The sequence below is a fragment of the Arthrobacter sp. Bz4 genome, assembly GCF_003075455.1.
GTDB lineage: Bacteria > Actinomycetota > Actinomycetes > Actinomycetales > Micrococcaceae > Arthrobacter_D.
In genome coordinates, this window is sequence record NZ_QDAE01000003.1 from 157,416 (window position 1) to 174,310 (window position 16,895).

10 protein-coding genes are annotated in these 16,895 nt (G+C 65.0%); all 10 read right to left on the bottom strand.

The genetic code is table 11. The features are described from left to right. Positions 1-80 precede the first annotated feature (80 nt). A complete protein-coding gene (locus DDA93_RS03970) occupies positions 81-1,364 on the bottom strand; it encodes a glutamate-5-semialdehyde dehydrogenase (RefSeq protein ID WP_019482653.1) in 1,284 nt (427 codons plus the stop codon). A 9-nt stretch (positions 1,365-1,373) separates the two neighbouring features. Then, positions 1,374-2,513 carry a glutamate 5-kinase gene (gene proB / locus DDA93_RS03975; protein ID WP_024477332.1) on the bottom strand — a complete coding sequence of 380 codons (1,140 nt, stop codon included), beginning with the start codon at positions 2,511-2,513 and terminating at the stop codon, positions 1,374-1,376. A 1-nt stretch (position 2,514) separates the two neighbouring features. Then, positions 2,515-4,170, bottom strand: coding sequence for a GTPase ObgE (gene obgE / locus DDA93_RS03980; protein ID WP_024477331.1), 1,656 nt, complete (start codon positions 4,168-4,170; stop codon positions 2,515-2,517). A 116-nt stretch (positions 4,171-4,286) separates the two neighbouring features. Next, positions 4,287-4,547 carry a 50S ribosomal protein L27 gene (gene rpmA, locus DDA93_RS03985; protein ID WP_081743419.1) on the bottom strand — a complete coding sequence of 87 codons (261 nt, stop codon included), beginning with the start codon at positions 4,545-4,547 and terminating at the stop codon, positions 4,287-4,289. A 35-nt stretch (positions 4,548-4,582) separates the two neighbouring features. Continuing rightward, entirely contained in the window at positions 4,583-4,891 is a 309-nt protein-coding gene (rplU, locus tag DDA93_RS03990) for a 50S ribosomal protein L21 (protein WP_019482657.1), read from the bottom strand. A 217-nt stretch (positions 4,892-5,108) separates the two neighbouring features. Then, entirely contained in the window at positions 5,109-8,255 is a 3,147-nt protein-coding gene (locus DDA93_RS03995) for an Rne/Rng family ribonuclease (RefSeq protein ID WP_116778117.1), read from the bottom strand. Between the two features lie 393 nt (positions 8,256-8,648). Next, positions 8,649-10,622: a 1-deoxy-D-xylulose-5-phosphate synthase gene (dxs, locus tag DDA93_RS04000; protein ID WP_024477327.1), complete on the bottom strand. Its 1,974-nt coding sequence runs from the start codon at positions 10,620-10,622 to the stop codon at positions 8,649-8,651. A 56-nt stretch (positions 10,623-10,678) separates the two neighbouring features. Then, the gene (gene acnA, locus DDA93_RS04005; protein WP_116778118.1) at positions 10,679-13,489 is read right to left on the bottom strand and encodes an aconitate hydratase AcnA; all 2,811 of its coding nucleotides are present in this window, start codon (positions 13,487-13,489) and stop codon (positions 10,679-10,681) included. Between the two features lie 56 nt (positions 13,490-13,545). Continuing rightward, positions 13,546-14,859: a TRAM domain-containing protein gene (locus DDA93_RS04010; RefSeq protein WP_024477334.1), complete on the bottom strand. Its 1,314-nt coding sequence runs from the start codon at positions 14,857-14,859 to the stop codon at positions 13,546-13,548. After that, positions 14,856-16,832: an APC family permease gene (locus tag DDA93_RS04015; RefSeq protein ID WP_019483772.1), complete on the bottom strand. Its 1,977-nt coding sequence runs from the start codon at positions 16,830-16,832 to the stop codon at positions 14,856-14,858. Before DDA93_RS04015 ends, DDA93_RS04010 begins: the two co-directional genes overlap by 4 nt. Positions 16,833-16,895: the final 63 nt, after the last annotated feature.

Below are 16,895 nucleotides of genomic sequence, written 5' to 3' on the forward strand. Positions count from 1 at the left end.
GAAATCAAAGTAATGGCGTACCGGTCAGCACCAACCGGTGGATAGGTTCCCTACCATGTTACGCGCTTCGCGACGTGGTCCTAGGACCGGACCTGACCATCACCCTGCAGGATCCACTTGGTGGTCGTCAGTTCCCGCAGCCCCATCGGACCACGCGCATGCATTTTCTGGGTGGAGATGCCCACCTCGGCACCCAAACCCAGTTCGGCGCCGTCGGTGAAACGGGTTGACGCATTGACGATCACTGCGGCCGAGTCGATGCCGGCGATGAACCGCTCTGAGTTGCCCAGGTCATTCGTGATGATGGCCTCGGTGTGTCCTGAAGTCCACTGGCGAATGTGTGCCATGGCCTCCTCCATCGAGTCCACTGTCGCGACCGCAAGATCAAGGTCCATGTATTCGCGGGCCCAGTCGTCGTCTGTGGCGAGGTCGGCGGTGACGCCGTCGGGCAGGCTGTCCAGGGTGCGCTGGTCTGCATGTAGCCGCACCCCGGCAGAGGCCAAGGCCTTCAGGACGTCCGTGGTTGCGCCCGCATCGCGGTGTACGAGGAGGGTCTCCACGGTATTGCAGACACTGGGTCGCTGGGTTTTGGCGTTCAACAGGATGTCCACGGCCATCGCGGGGTCGGCACTCCGGTCGACGTAAATGTGGACGTTGCCCTCGCCAGTCTCGATCACCGGCACAGCAGAGTTGGTGACGACCGTCTGGATCAGCTCGCGGCCGCCCCGCGGAATCAGAACATCCACCCGACCGCGTGCCTTCATCAGCACATTGGCGCCTTCGCGTCCGTAGTCATCAACACTTTGCACGGCATCGGCGGGCAGTCCCGAGCTGACCAGTGCGTCACGGATGATGCCGAGCAGCGCTGCGTTGGTGTGTGCCGCGGCGCTTCCGCCGCGCAGGATAACCGCGTTACCACTCTTGAGAGCAAGCCCGGCAATGTCGACGGTCACGTTGGGTCGGGCCTCGTAGATGGCGGCGACGACGCCGAGCGGCACGTGAATCTGGCGCATCCGCACCCCATTGGGGAGGGTCTGGCCCCGCTCCACCGACCCCACGGGGTCTGGGAGACCAGCCAGGTTCTGCAACGCCGTCGCAAGCCCCTCGATCCGCTCCCCGGTGAGGCTGAGCCGGTCCAGGAGCGCCGTGGAGGTGCCGTTGGCCTGTCCCGCTTCAACATCCAACGCGTTGGCTGCAAGGACCGCTGAACTGTTGGCGACGAGGGCAGCACCCACCGCGAGCAGGGCCCTGTCCTTGGTGGCCCTGTTTGCGGCCGCCACCTGACGGGCTGCTTCGCGCGCGCGATCAGCGATCGCGTGCACTGCGGCTGTCACATCTGTCTGCTGTTCGGTCACTGAAGTCATTGCCCCAGTCTAACGAAGGACCACCAGATCGTTGACGTGGACGACCGACCGCTCATACTCCCGCCCGAGTTCCTTGGACAGCTCCCGGGTGGTCCGGCCCAGCATCCTCGGAAGTTCGAACGAGCTGTAGTTGACCAGCCCGTGGGCCACCACCGCACCGCTGGTGTCCGTCATCGCCACCGGATCACCGGCTTCGAAGTCCCCGCCAACTGACACAATTCCCGCCGGTAGCAGCGAACGACGGCGCTCCCCGACGGCTTTCGCCGCACCATCATCGAGGGTGAGTGTGCCCCGAATGTCCGCCAGGTGGGCGAGCCACAACAGCCTGATGGGCTTCCGGCGGCCGTTGGTGCTGAACCAGGTACCGACGTCGTCCCCTGCCAACGCGGCGGCGGCATTCTCGGCCGAGGTGACGAGGGCAGGAATACCCGAGCTCGCCGCAATCGTTGCCGCTTCAACCTTGGTGACCATGCCGCCGGTTCCGACGCCGGCCTTGCCGGTGCGGCCGATTTCGACGCCCTCAAGGTCAACGGGTCCGCGCACCTCGGGAATCCGTTGCGCACCATCTTTCGGCGGACCGTCGTAGAGGGAGTCGACGTCGGACAGCAGCACCAGAGCGTCGGCTTTCACCAGGTGAGCCACCAGGGCGGCCAGCCGGTCATTGTCACCGAACCGGATTTCGTGACTTGCAACGGTGTCGTTCTCGTTCACGATCGGGACGACGCCGAAGTTCAGTAGCCGCTCCATCGCCCGGTGGGCGTTGGCGTAGTGGCCGCGTCGGATCAGATCCTCAGCGGTCAGCAGCACCTGACTGACTGTCACGCCGTGAGCCCCGAACGCCGCGGTGTATCGCGCCATCAGCAGGCCCTGCCCCACACTGGCCGCAGCCTGCTGGGAAGACAACTGGTTGGGGCGGCGGTTCAACCCGAGGGGCGCCAGACCCGCAGCGATGGCACCACTGGAGACCAGGATGACTTCGGTGCCCTCGTTCCTCCGGGCGGCCAGCACGTTGGAGAGCGACACGAGGGCCTCCTCCGACAGGCCGCCGGTGATGGAAGTCAGAGACGACGACCCCACCTTCACGACGATCCGCTTGGCCTTCGCCAGACCGGACCGGGTTTTCAGGGGCCGTTTTATACTCGTCGTCACCTTAGCGTCCGGCTTCTTCGCTATCTGAGGCTGGCGCAGGGTTAATCCCCGGTGCGTCGTCGTCTCCGGCCTTGTCCGGGACAGCCTGGGATGTCTCGATAGTGGTACCCGGGGAGGTTCGGGTCTTGTAGTTGACCGATTCCGTCCAGATCCCGGCTTTACGCTCAGTCTCAAGGTCGAGCCGTGCCGCCGCGCGGGCGTCCTTGCGGTCCTGGTAGTCCTCGCGCTTCTCGTCGCGGGTAGGCCGGACGAACTCCGCGAGACGGATGTCGGTGCCGCGTGGCGACGCCAGTAGCTCGGCCCCGCCCATCATGGTCGGCTCCCAGTCGAAGACGACGCCGTCATCCTCACCGATGACCACCGTGTCGCCGGGCTTGGCGCCGCTCTTGAAGAGCTGCTCTTCCACGCCGAGCTTCGCGAGCCGGTCGGCCAGGTAGCCAACCGCTTCGTCGTTGTTGAAGTCGGTCTGCTTGACCCAACGCTCCGGCTTCTCGCCGAGAATCCGGAACAACGGCAGCAGGTTCTTCTCCTCGTTGCGGATGATGAAGCCGCGCGAGTTGACGGCACGGGGGCGCAGTACTGGGGGCACAATTTTGGGTGGGGTGGCCTTCAGCTCGGCGCGGGCTGCGGACACAATCTCGCCCATCGCGAACCCGAGTTGCCGCAGGCCTTCGTGGCTGGACGCGGACACCTCAAACACGCGGTAGCCGCGGGCCTCCAGCTCGGGCCTGACGAAGGAGGCCATGTCCTTTCCGTCCGGCACATCGACCTTGTTCAGGGCAATCAGTTTGGGGCGCTGGTTCAGGGGCACGACGTCCCCATCCGGGCCGGCGAAGCTCATGTCCACCGCGTATTTCTCCAGCTCGCGCTCGATAATGTCGAGGTCGTTCAGGGGGTTGCGGTCCGATTCCAGGGTGGCGCAGTCGAGGACATGGACCAGGGCGGCGCAACGTTCGACGTGGCGCAGGAAGTTGTGGCCCAGGCCCTTGCCTTCGCTGGCCCCTTCGATGAGACCGGGCACGTCGGCGATGGTGTACCGGACGTCGCCCGATTCGACGACTCCGAGGTTCGGCACCAGCGTGGTGAATGGGTAGTCGGCAATCTTGGGGCGAGCCGCGGACATCGCTGCGACGAGGCTTGACTTGCCAGCGGAGGGGAACCCCACCAAAGCGATATCAGCAATGGATTTCAGCTCCAGCACGATGTCCCGGGCGTCGCCGGGGATGCCGAGCAGGGCGAAGCCTGGCGCCTTGCGCTTCTGGGAGGAGAGCGAGGAGTTCCCGAGCCCACCCTGGCCACCGGAGGCAGCGATGAACTCGGCGCCTTCGCCGACCAGGTCGGCGAGTACTTCGCCATCCTTGGTCTTGATGACTGTGCCGTCTGGCATCGGCAGGATCAGGGTTTCGCCCTGCTTACCGCCACGCCAGTCGCCCATGCCGTTGCCGCCGTTGGTGGCGTGCCGGTGTGGTGCGTGGTGGTAGTCCAGAAGGGTGGTGGTCTGTGAGTCGACGCGGAGAATCACGCTGCCGCCGTCGCCACCGTTACCGCCGTCGGGGCCACCCAATGGCTTGAACTTTTCCCGCTTGACGGAAACGCAGCCGTGACCGCCGGTACCGCCCGACACATGCAGAACCACTCGGTCAACGAAGCTTGCCACGTTGAACTCCTTAGTAAATTGTGAATTGATGCCGAGTCTATCCCGGCTTAAAAAGAAAGTGGGGCGAGCCGGATCGGCTCACCCCACCTCACTGCCTTATGCTTAGTGCGCAGGTACTACTCTGCGACTGCGCCGACGATGTTGACAACGCGGCGTCCACGACGGCTGCCGAACTCAACCGAGCCAGCCTCCAGCGCGAACAGCGTGTCGTCTCCGCCGCGGCCAACGCCAGCGCCGGGGTGGAAGTGGGTGCCACGCTGGCGGACGATGATTTCGCCGGCCTTGACAACCTGTCCACCGAACCGCTTGACGCCAAGGTACTGGGCGTTTGAATCGCGACCGTTGCGAGTGGAACTCGCACCCTTCTTATGTGCCATCTGCTTTGCCTACCTTTTGATAAAGAACGAAGAGGTTACTTGATGCCTGTGATCTTGACGCGGGTCAGCTCTGAACGGTGACCCTGGCGCTTCTTGTAGCCGGTCTTGTTCTTGAACTTCTGGATGACAATCTTCGGTCCACGAAGATTCTCAATGATCTCGGCAGTCACGGCGACCTTTGCCAGGTCGTCTGCTGCTGAGGTTACCTTGTCGCCGTCGACCAGAAGGAGGGCGGGCAGCTGAAAGCTGCTGCCGGCCTTACCGGTGACGCGGTCAAGGGTTACGAGGTCTCCCACGGAAACCTTTTCTTGGCGGCCGCCTGCGCGGACAATCGCGTACACCACTTGGGAACTCACTTCTCTCGACAACTATGCTTGGAAAACTACTGTGTGCGTACTTACACCGGCAAACCGAACTACTTTGGTCCTACCGCTGACGCTGTGCATCGACGCCCCGGATAACCGGTTAGAAGGCGAACGCACCGAAGATCAAGATTACGCCAGTTTGGCGGTTTCCTGCAAATCCCCCGGTGTGTGGGCGCGTCGCGTGCCCGGCTTGCGGCTACAACTCGGACGCTGGAACCCCTACACCGAGGATCATCGGCTCATCCTTGGCAGGCGTCGCCGTTGCGTCCCGGCGAGGTGCCGCCGGGACGCTGGCGACGAACTGCGCCGCCGGCTGCCCCGCTGACTCCTCCTGGCCCGGTTGCTGCCGCTCGATAGCCGACGTCGCAGCGGTCCCCTGGGGGCTGCTGGCAGCCCTCCGGCGGTTGCGCCGTGGACTTTGGGGAGCCGGCTCGGGGCTGACGGCCGGTTCCGCAGCGGACCCGGCAACTGGATCGCTTCCGGAGTCGGCTGACGCGGGCTTGCGGTCGAAGGCCTGGGTGAGGCTATCGAGCGTGAGCCGGCGGGCTTCCTGCACTTCGGCGTCGCTGGCCTCGGCGCGGGGCAGGCTCACCGTCTCACCGTTGATGGTCAGTACCACCTCGGCGGCATCGTTGGTCGCTGGATGACCCTCGGCCTCGTGTGCTGCGTGGGTGGCTGCGGCGATACTGGCGAGGGCCACCCGGGCCGCTTCAGCCCGGGCCTGACGCTCGGCGTCGTCCTGCGGCGCCTCGGGTGTCTGCTGGTCCTCGTCGGCGGGCGAGTTGGACCGGCTCCGGTTACGCTTGCGTTCGCTGCGGGACACCTTCTCCTGCCGCAGGTGCTGCTGGTGGTTCTCGGGGGCGACGGCGTGCCGCTTGTGCTCCACCGGCTCGTCATGGGTGACGACCCCGCGCCCGGCACAGTGCTCACAGTTCTCGCCGAAGACTTCCAGCAGTCCGGTGCCCATCCGCTTCCGCGTCATCTGGACCAGCCCCAGGGAGGTGACCTCCGCAACCTGATGCTTGGTGCGGTCGCGGCCCAGGCATTCCACCATCCGACGCAACACCAGGTCACGGTTGGCTTCCAGGACCATGTCGATGAAGTCGATGACGATGATGCCGCCGATATCGCGGAGACGCAGTTGACGGACAACTTCCTCTGCGGCCTCCAGGTTGTTCTTGGTGACTGTTTCTTCCAGGTTGCCACCGCTGCCGGTGAACTTGCCGGTGTTGACGTCCACCACGGTCATGGCTTCGGTGCGGTCGATCACCAGTGACCCGCCAGAGGGCAGGTAGACCTTCCGGTCGAGTGCCTTGTGGATCTGTTCATCGATCCGGCTCGCGAGGAAAATGTCCTCGTTGCCGGTCCACTTCTCGAGGCGTCCCACCAGGTCGGGGGCCACATACATCACGTAGGCCTCAATGGTGTCCCAGGCTTCCTCGCCGGACACGATCAGTTTGGAGAAGTCCTCGTTGAAGACATCCCGGACCACCTTGATGGTCAAATCCGGCTCGCCATACAGCAGTTCGGGGGCGAGCGACTTGGTGGAGCCCGACTTTGCCTCGATCGTTTCCCACTGTGACCGCAGCCGGTTGATGTCGTGGGTCAGCTCTTCCTCGCTGGCCCCCTCCGCGGCCGTGCGCACAATGACACCGGCGTTCTCGGGGAGGCGGTCCTTCAGGATGCGCTTGAGCCGGTTGCGTTCCACATCGGGGAGCTTGCGGGAAATTCCGGTCATTGAACCGCCCGGCACGTACACCAGGTAGCGGCCGGGGAGGGAAATCTGGCTGGTCAGGCGTGCGCCCTTGTGGCCGACCGGGTCCTTGGTGACCTGCACCAGGACGGTGTCACCGGACTTCAACGCCAGTTCGATACGGCGCGGCTGCCCGTCGAGACGTGACGCGTCCCAGTTGACTTCACCCGCATACAGGACGGCGTTGCGGCCGCGGCCAATGTCAACGAATGCTGCTTCCATGCTGGGCAGCACGTTCTGGACCTTGCCCAGGTACACGTTGCCGATCAGGGAATCCTGCTGGGTTTTGGACACGAAATGCTCGGCGAGCAATCCGTCCTCCAGCACAGCAATCTGGATCCTGTCATCGCGCTGGCGGACGATCATCTGACGGTCCACCGACTCTCGGCGGGCGAGGAATTCGGCTTCGGTGATGACCTGGCGGCGGCGGCCCGTGTCGCGGGATTCACGACGACGCTGCTTCTTGGCCTCGAGCCGGGTGGAACCCTTGACGCTGGTGACCTTGTTGGATGGGGCCGTTTCCTGGGCCTGCCGCGGCGCGCGCACCCGGGTCACGGTGTTGGGCGGATCGTCATCCTGGCCACCGGTCAGTTCGAGATCCTGGTCTCCACGACGGCGCCTGCGACGGCGGCGGGAGGTCACGCCGTCTTCGGCGTCCCCGTCCGGGCCGGCGTCGAGGTTTGAGCCGTTCTCGTCCGTGGTGGCATCCTGGTCGCCGCGGCCCTTGCCACGGCTGCGGCGGTTCCGACGACGCCGGCGCCCACCGGATTCGCTATCGCCGTCCTCGTCTTCATCCGCGTCAGCAGCGGCGGGAACCTCAGCCTTCCTTGCCGCAGCTACTGCAACACTCAGGTCTGGTGCATGGAACAGCGACGCGGGGATGCTGAAAGGATCGGACGCCGTTGACACGGAGATGGGTTCCTGGACGGGGGTGGTCTCCTCGGCCTGCGCGGCGGGAGTTTCCTGCTGAACCGGCGGGGTCCGGCCGGCATCACCCTCCTGCTCGGCAGGCGCAGTCGCTGCTGCCTCTTCGGCCGCGGGAGCTTTCTGCTGCGCGGCAGTCGAACGGCGCCGGGTGGTCTTTTTCACCGGCGTCAGCACGGCGTCGGCTGGTGGTACAGCAGCGGCATCAACCGTCTCGACGGCGGCGGCCTTCTCTGGCGCGGTGGCCGCGGGCTCGACGGCGGTTGGCGCCCCGCTGGGGCTACCTGCCTTGCGGGTGGTCCGGCGCCGGGCGGGTGCCTTCGCTGGCTCCGCTGCAGCAGCTTCTGCGTCAGATCCGGAATCGGCCCCGGTGGGGGGCGTGGTGGGCGCATCGGGGAGCACGATATCGCTGGTGGCGGCCTTACGGCTCCGAGTGGCACGACGCTTCGGCGCAGCGGCCGGTTCGGCCGGTTCTGCCGGTTCTGCGGTAGCCGAGGCGGCGTCGTCGGCTACTGGATCCGCTTTTTTGCGTCGGGTCCTCGTGGCCTTCTTCACTGGAACATCGGGGTGCTCCTGCGCAGCATCCTGGACCTGGCCGGTCGAATCCTGGCCGGTGGGATTCTGCTCTGTGGGATTCTGCTCTGTCGGGTTCTGCTGAGTATCCATATGGTGTTTTGCTCCAGCCCCTGCGGCGTCGGCCACATTCCGACGCCCCCGGGGGCAGTATGTCGGTTGTTCGCGGACCTTGGCGCCTCGCGTCTACCGGAAGTCGTCTAAGTGAGCTTCGAGGTCGCACCATCCGTGGGGTGCGGCATCACTCGAAGACCAGTGGCGCTTTTCCTTATCCGCTGCTTTCCCAACGGTTGGCCTGCACAGCGGATTCTCGGCATCCCATCCGTACGGATGTTTTCACGATGCGCTCAGAAGCGTCGCCGGCGAAGCCGGAAGCCTGTCACTGGACCGGCCGGGGAATGTGGTTCCCCTGCCAGCCACGTTCATTGTCTCACAGACTATTTCAGGCGCCCGGCTTTTGGTATCCGACTTTCTGGGCTGACTCGATCAGAGCTTGGGCAGCTGCCCGGTGACTGGTGCGTCCTGTCCCTGGAGGGGACGGGCGACCGGCACCCTGGTACCCAGTACCTGCTCGACGACATCCTGGGCCACCTTGCGCGCGGTCAGCCCAACCCGTTCCAGCACTTCGCTGCGTGTACCGTGGTCGAGGAACTCGACGGGCAACCCCACCTCGTTCAACGCAGTATCCACACCGACGGCGCGCATTTCCTGCCGGATCCGTGACCCAACCCCGCCAGCCCGCACGCCATCCTCAATCACAATGACGATCCGGTGTTCGGCGGCCATCCTGATCACTGATTGGCGCACCGGGAGCACCCAGCGTGGATCAATCACGGTCGAGCTGATCCCCTGGGCACCCAACCGGTTGGACACGTCGAGGGCCAGTTCGCTCATCGCGCCGACGCTGACAATCAGGACATCGTTGTTGTTGGACCCCGCTGGGCGGCGGGACAGCACCTCGACGCCGTCGTCGAGCCGTTCAATCGCGTGCACCTCGGCGCCCACAGCGCCCTTCGAGTAGCGCACCACGCTCGGCGCGTCACCAATAGCGACGGCCTCCCTGAGTTCCTCACGCAGCCTGGTGGCATCCCGTGGAGCGGCCAGGTGCAATCCGGGGATGATCTGCAGCATCGCCATATCCCACATCCCGTGATGGCTGGCGCCGTCGGGGCCGGTGACGCCCGAGCGGTCCAAAACTACTGTCACCCCGGCTTTGTGCAGGGCAACATCCATGAGCAATTGATCGAATCCGCGCCCCAGGAACGTCGCGTACAGCGCCACGACCGGATGCAACCCACCAAAAGCCATGCCCGCGGCGCTGGTGAGGGCGTGCTGCTCGGCGATCCCGACGTCGAACACGCGTTCGGGGTACTTCTCAGCGAACTTGTGGAGCCCAACGGGAATGAGCATGGCGCCGGTGATACCGACAATGTCCGTGCGCTCGTCGGCCAGGGCCGCGATTTCGTCGGCGAACACACTGGTCCAGGACTGTGGTCCAGCTGCCCCGACGGGCTGGCCGGTCTCTGGGTCAATGACGCCTACCGCATGGAACTGGTCAGCTTCGTGGGCCCGGGCCGGCGCGTAGCCATACCCTTTTTCGGTGATCGCGTGCACGATCACCGGACCCTCGTAGTTGCGTGCCTGATGGAGCGCATGCTCGACGGCTGACATATCGTGGCCGTCGATGGGCCCGATGTATTTCATTCCGAGGTCTTCAAACAACCCCTGGGGCGCCCACCAGTCCTTGATGCCCTTCTTGGTGGCGTGCAGGCTCTTGTAGGTGAACCGGCCGAGCGGCCCGCCGTTCTGGAGGCGACGCTTGGACCAGTCGAGAGTGCCCTCATAGACGCGGTGGGTACGGACCGTGTCCAGGGTGGGACGCAGGGACGCCAGATAGTCGGCCACTCCCCCGATGGTCGGTGCGTAGGACCTGCCGTTGTCGTTGACGACGATCACTACGCGGCGCCGCTTGTCGGCGGCGATGTTGTTGATGGCTTCCCAAGCCATACCGCCGGTCAGGGCGCCGTCACCGACCATGACCACCGTGTAGCGGTCGCCCTCGCCAGCGAGGACCCGGGCGCGGGAAATTCCGTCAGCCCAGGACAGGGAGGATGAGGCGTGGGAGCTTTCGACGACGTCGTGCTCGGATTCGGCCCGCGAGGGGTATCCGGAGAGTCCGCCCTGTTGGCGCAGCGTGCTGAAATCCTGGCGCCCGGTGAGCAGTTTATGCACATAGGACTGGTGACCGGTGTCGAAGATCATCGAGTCACGCGGGGAATCAAAGACCCGGTGCATGCCAAGGGTCAATTCAACGACCCCCAGGTTAGGGCCGAGGTGCCCTCCCGTCCGGGAGACGTTCGTGATGAGGAAGTCACGAATTTCACCTGCCAGTCGCTCCAACTGGTCGCTGGTGAGCCGGCTGAGATCCTGAGGGTGGCGGATGGTTTCCAAGAGTCCCATCGGTGCCTCCTTGTATTTGTCATTCCCGCTGGACCTACGCCTGCGGGTCATTAACTCTAACGCGGGTTGGCTGTGAGCTGTCGCAACACATAGTGAAGGATTCCACCGTTGCGGTAGTAGTCGGCTTCCCCCGGAGTGTCGATACGCAGCACCGCGTCGAACGTGATCGTGTCGCCATCCTCCTCCGGCACGGCACTGACTCGGACCGTTTCCGGGGTCCTGCCCTCGTTGAGCGCCGTCACCCCTGCGACGGCGAAGGTCTCGGTGCCGGTAAGGCCCAGGGTTGCTGCACTCTGCCCCGCCGGGAATTGCAGCGGGAGCACCCCCATGCCGATCAGGTTGGACCGGTGGATCCGCTCGAAGCTCTCGGCAATTACCGCACGGACGCCCAACAGTGCGGTGCCTTTCGCCGCCCAGTCACGGGATGAGCCGGAACCGTATTCTTTTCCGGCCAGAACCACCAGGGGGATATTGGCTGCCTGATAGTTCACGGCTGCGTCGTAGATGTAGGTCTGGGGGCCGCCGGTCTGGGTGAAGTCCCGCGTGAATCCCCCCTGGACCCCCTGCAACAGGGTGTTGCGCAGCCTGATGTTGGCGAAGGTGCCGCGAATCATCACCTCGTGGTTGCCTCGGCGGGACCCATAGGAATTGAAGTCCTTCCGGTTCACCCCGTGTTCGAGCAGGTAGCGTCCGGCGGGGCTATCCGCCCTGAAGGATCCGGCCGGGCTGATGTGGTCGGTGGTCACCGAATCACCGAGCGCGGCGAGCACTCGTGCGCCCGTAACGTCGGCGACCGGGTCCGGCGTCGCCTGCATCCCCTCGAAGTACGGGGGCTTCCGGACGTAGGTGGAGTCTGCATTCCAGGCGAAAGTGCTTCCGTGGGGGGTGTCGAGTGCTTTCCACCGGTGGTCGCCGTCGAACACTCCCTCGTAGCCTCTGTCGAACATTTCCCGGTCGATTGAGGAGTCAATGGTTTGCTGGATTTCCGCCGGGGCGGGCCAGATGTCCCGCAGGAAGATGTTGGTGCCCTCCCGGTCCTGTCCCAGGGGGTCGGACTCGAAGTCGAAGTCCATGGTGCCGGCGAGGGCGTAGGCAATCACCAGCGGCGGTGAAGCGAGGTAATTCATCACCACGTCAGGATTGATCCGGCCCTCAAAGTTGCGGTTCCCCGAGAGCACCGCTGTTACCGCCAGGCCATTGGCCTGAATCGCCGCAGCAATCTCTTCGTCAAGGGGACCCGAGTTTCCAATGCACGTGGCACAGCCGTATCCCACCACGTAGAATCCCAGCTTTTCGAGGTAGGGGGTCAACCCTGATTTGTCGTAGTAGTCGGTGACCACTCTGGAGCCGGGAGCAAGCGAGGTCTTCACCCAGGGTTTCGCGGTGAGTCCGCGGTCCACCGCGTTGCGTGCCAGCAGCGCAGCGGCCAGCATCACGGATGGGTTGGACGTGTTGGTGCAGGAGGTGATCGACGCTATAGTGACGGCGCCGTGGTCCAGCTCGAACGCCCGGCCATCCGGCATGGTGACCTGGACTGCGTTTGATGGCCGGCCCATTACGCGTGAGCGCCCTGCATGCCTCACCGTGGAGGTCATCGCGGGGACGTCCGAGGCGGGGAAGGATTCCTCGAGCGCCTCGTCGAGCGCTGCGTCGTCCACCGAGTTGACGTAATGGTGGATGTCCTTCCGGAACTGGTCTTTGGCGCGCGTCAGGTCGATCCGGTCCTGGGGGCGCTTCGGGCCGGCGAGTGAGGGCACCACGGTTGAGAGGTCGAGTTCCAGGTATTCGGAGAACCGGGTGACCCGCGATGGGTCGTGCCAGAGGCCCTGTTCCCTGGCGTAGGCCTCAACCAGTGCCAGGTTCTCCTCCGAGCGGCCGGTCAGCCGCAGGTAGTCCATGGTGACCTCGTCGATCGGGAACATGGCAGCGGTGGAGCCGAACTCCGGGCTCATGTTGCCGATGGTGGCGCGGTTGGCCAGGGGCACAGCGCTGACACCTTCGCCGTAGAACTCAACGAACTTGCCAACGACGCCGTGCTGACGCAGCTTCTCGGTGATGGTGAGCACGACGTCGGTCGCGGTGGCACCGGCGGGGATCTCACCGGTGAGCTTGAAGCCCACCACCCGGGGGATCAGCATGGAGACGGGCTGGCCCAGCATGGCAGCCTCGGCTTCGATGCCGCCGACCCCCCAGCCGAGCACGCCGAGCCCGTTGACCATGGTGGTGTGCGAGTCGGTGCCGACGCAGGTATCGGGGTAGGCCTGCAGGGCGGTGGTGCCGTCGGTGGTGACCTCACGGGTCATCACCGTGCGGGCCAGGTACTCGAGGTTGACCTGGTGGACAATGCCCATGCCGGGCGGGACCACCAGGAAGTCGTCGAACGCGGTCTGACCCCAGCGCAGGAACTGGTACCGCTCGCCATTGCGCTGGTACTCGATGTCCATGTTGCGCTCGAGTGCGTTGGCGTTCCCGAAAACGTCGATCTGCACCGAGTGGTCAATGACCAGTTCGGCCGGCGCCAGCGGGTTGACCCGCTTGGGGTCTCCACCGAGTTCGACAACTGCCTCGCGCATGGTCGCGAGATCCACGATGCAGGGCACACCGGTGAAGTCCTGCATGATCACGCGGGCCGGGGTGAACTGGATCTCGGTGTGCGGCTGGTCGTCGGCGTCCCAGTTGGCCAGGGCACGCACCTGCCCGGCGGTGATGTTCACTCCGTCCTCGGTGCGGAGCAGGTTCTCCAGGAGCACCTTGAGACTGAACGGAAGACTGTCGGCGCCTGCTACCGCGCTCAGTCGGTAGATCTCGTACTGGGCGCCAGCAACATCAAGCGTTCCCTTGGCACCAAAGCTGTCCATGCTGCTCATTGCTGGGCTCCTCTCGCCTGCACCCGGGAACATCATCCTAGTCCGTTTGCGGTCCGCTATCCCTGGCTGGGGCGGAGTACCGCGAAGGACTCCATGTGGTGGGTGTGGGGGTACAGATCAAACACCCGGAGGGTGTCCAGTTCCCAGCCTGCCTGCTGAAAGTAGCCGACGTCGCGCGCAAACGACGCCGGGTCGCAGGAAACGTACCCGACAGCGCGGGGGCCCGCCGCAATTACCTCGGTGATGGCCGCCTGCCCTGCACCGGCGCGGGGCGGATCGAGGACCACTACGTCAAGCGAGGGTTTGCGGTCACGGAGTACCCGGTCAACCTTGCCCTGCACAATGTCCACCTGACCCCGGCCATGGAGATTCCGTTTAGCGTCGCGGGACGCGCCCGGGGATCCCTCGACGGCGAGGACGCTGCCGGTTTCCCCGACCGCGTCGGCGATGGGGGCCGTGAAAAGCCCTGCCCCGGAGTAAAGGTCGGCGGCGCGTTCCCCTGGCTGGATGGCCAGCCCGCCGAGGACGGCGTCCATCAACAGTCCGGGCGCGCCCCGGTGAATCTGCCAGAAACCGTCCCCGGTGATCCGGTAGGTCTGGGATCCGACAGTTTCAGCCAGCCAGGTCTTGCCTTTCACCCGCTCGACGGTGCCCTTTTCCGGGTCCCAGAGGGCCACCGATGGTCCGTCGATCTGGTGGACGACGGCGGCGGTCTGTTTCCGCCGGGCGCCGGCGGCCGGCACCAGGAGCACCAGTGGCGGGTCTCCGGCGGAGCCCACAGCGACCTCGACCCGCTGGATTCCGCTGAAGTTGACGGTCCACAGCTGTAGTTCGTTGATGGCATCGATGGCCAGCGGCATCTCGGCGACGGGGATCAGTTCATTGGAACGGTGGGCGTGCATGGCCAGATGCCCGTCCGGTGCGACCGCGAAGCTGGCCCTGGTGCGCCACCGCAGGCCGTCAGGGGATTCGCCGGGGACCGGCTCCACCTCAATTTCCCGGTCCACTCCGGCGAGGCGGTGAAGCTGCTCGCTGAAAACCGTTGCCTTCAACTTTCGTTGGGCGGCGAGAGCGATATGCCCGAACTCGGCGCCGCCCACCGGGGAAGCTCCGCGCTGGGCTGACAACAGGGCGTCAGCGAGCGGCCACGGGTGGTTGACCCGATCCGGGGAGGCCTGGACCACCTCGACCACGTCCGCACGCCAGAAGCTGGCGCCGTCGTCGTGCTCGGTTAACCGGGCACGCACCGTCTCCCCCGGCAGGGCGTGCCGAACGAAAATGACCCTGCCCTCATGTCGGGCGACGCAGTGGCCGCCATGGGCTACCGGGCCGATAGTGAGTTCTAGGGTGCCTGCCGGGTCATCTGTCACTGAAGATCCTGAAACTTTCGTGCGGCGTCAGAAGACGCGAGCTGCCAAGGGACACTTGCCACCATAACCCCCGGCTCGAAGTGCAGCCGGGTTTTGATTCGGAGTGCTGTCTGGTTGTGGACCAGCCGCTCCCACCAGCGTCCCACCACGTACTCCGGGATGTAGACCACGATCAGGTCTCTCGGCGAGTCGCTGCGGATGCTTCGGATGTACTCCATGATGGGCGTGATCGTGTCACGGTAGGGCGACGCCAGGACGGTGATCGGCACGGGAATCTCGTATCGTTCCCAGTCCTGCAGCGTCCGTTCGGTTTCCTCCGGGTCAACGTCGACCACGATGGCATCCAGCTTGGACGGACGGGACGCGCGGGCGAAGGCCAGGGCCCGCAGCACTGGTTTACGAACGAGGGACACCAGAATTACCGCGTGCACCCGTGAAGGCAACGCCCGGGAAAAGGTGTTGTCGTCGAGCGCCAGTTCGCGGGCCACCTGGTCGTAGTGCCGTTTGATGCCGTGCATGACGGCGAACAGCACCACCATCGCCAGCACCGCCACCCACGCCCCGTACTCGAACTTGGTCACCAGCACCACCACCAGCACGGCTGCGGTCAGCACGAAGCCGACGGTATTGATGGCCCGCGACTTTTTCATCCGCCAGCGGCGTTTTTTGTCGGCGGTGCTCCGCAGCTCACGGGTCCAGTGCTTGATCAGTGCGGCCTGACTCGCGGTGAAGGAGACAAACACGCCGACAATGTAGAGCTGAACCAACTGGGTCACATCGGCACTGAACACCAGGATCAGCAGGATCGCTCCGGCGCCCAGCGCGAGGATGCCGTTGCTGAAGGTCAGCCTGTCGCCGCGGGTCCTGAGCTGGCGTGGCAGGTACCCGTCCTTGGCCAGGATCGAGGCCAGCACCGGAAAGCCGTTAAAAGCGGCGTGTCCTGCCAGCACGAGGATCAGGGCAGTGGCGCCGACGACCAGAACGAACGGCACAGCTGCTTCACTGAAAATGGTGCGGGCGAGCTGGCTCACCACCGGGTTCTGAATGTAATCCTCTGGCACCGGATTGCCGTCCAGCAGCAACTGTTCCTGCGGGTTCTGCACCACATGGACCTTCACCGCGTTCGCGAGGTAAATGACGCCCGCAGTCATCGCCCCTGCCGCCACCCCCAGCATCAACAGGGTGGAGGCGGCATTGCGGCTGCGCGGGGATTGGAAGCTTGGCACGTTGGCGCTGGGCACTTCCACCCCGGTCAGCGCGGCCGCGCCAGCGGAGAAGGCCCGCAGGATCAGGAGCGCCCCAGCCAGACCCACGAGACCGGCGTCGAGGGCTGGGTCGGGGATGATTTCGAACCGGGCGCTGGGGGCCTCGCCCAAAGTCCCGTTGAGCCGTTGGATGATACCGACGGCGCACATGCCCAGAATCGCAGCAAGGAAAACGTAGGTCGGGATGGCCAGGGCCAGCGCGTTACGCGTGACGCCGCGCAGGTTCAACAAGACCAGGACGACGACGCCTGCCACCGCCATGACCGTCTGTCCCCCGGCCAACCCGGGAGCCAGGGCTATGACATAGTGGGCGGCGGCCGACACCGATACGGCGACCGTCAGGACGTAGTCGACCATCAGCGCCGAAGCGACGGTGAGGCCAGCAGAGTTGCCCAGGTTGCGACGGGCAATCCCATAGTCGCCGCCGCCAGTGGGATAGGCGTGGACGGCCTGCCGGTAGGAAGCGATCACCACCAGCAGCACCACGAGCACCGCAAGACCCACCCATGGGGAAACCGACACGGCGGCCAGCCCCGCCAGGGCAAGGGTCAGCAGGATCTCATCGGGTGCGTATGCCACCGAGGAGAGGGCGTTGGCGGAGAACACCGGCATCGCGATCCGCTTGGGCAGGGTCTGATGCCGTAGCCGGTCGTTGCGGAACGGCTTGCCCACCACGACCCGCTTGGCGGCTTCAAAGAAAGTCAGCACAGCCCACAGACTAGCGCGTTTCCGCCCGCGCAACTCCATTAGGCTGGGTGCAGCGGACGCAGT

What these genes read in the sequence shown, in the direction of transcription:
- DDA93_RS03970 (WP_019482653.1), bottom strand. Translation starts at nt 1,364, where the DNA reads ATGACTTCAGTGACCGAACAGCAGACAGATGTGACAGCCGCAGTGCAC.
- rpmA (WP_081743419.1), bottom strand. Translation starts at nt 4,547, where the DNA reads ATGGCACATAAGAAGGGTGCGAGTTCCACTCGCAACGGTCGCGATTCA.
- DDA93_RS03995 (WP_116778117.1), bottom strand. Translation starts at nt 8,255, where the DNA reads ATGGATACTCAGCAGAACCCGACAGAGCAGAATCCCACAGAGCAGAAT.
- dxs (WP_024477327.1), bottom strand. Translation starts at nt 10,622, where the DNA reads ATGGGACTCTTGGAAACCATCCGCCACCCTCAGGATCTCAGCCGGCTC.
- acnA (WP_116778118.1), bottom strand. Translation starts at nt 13,489, where the DNA reads ATGAGCAGCATGGACAGCTTTGGTGCCAAGGGAACGCTTGATGTTGCT.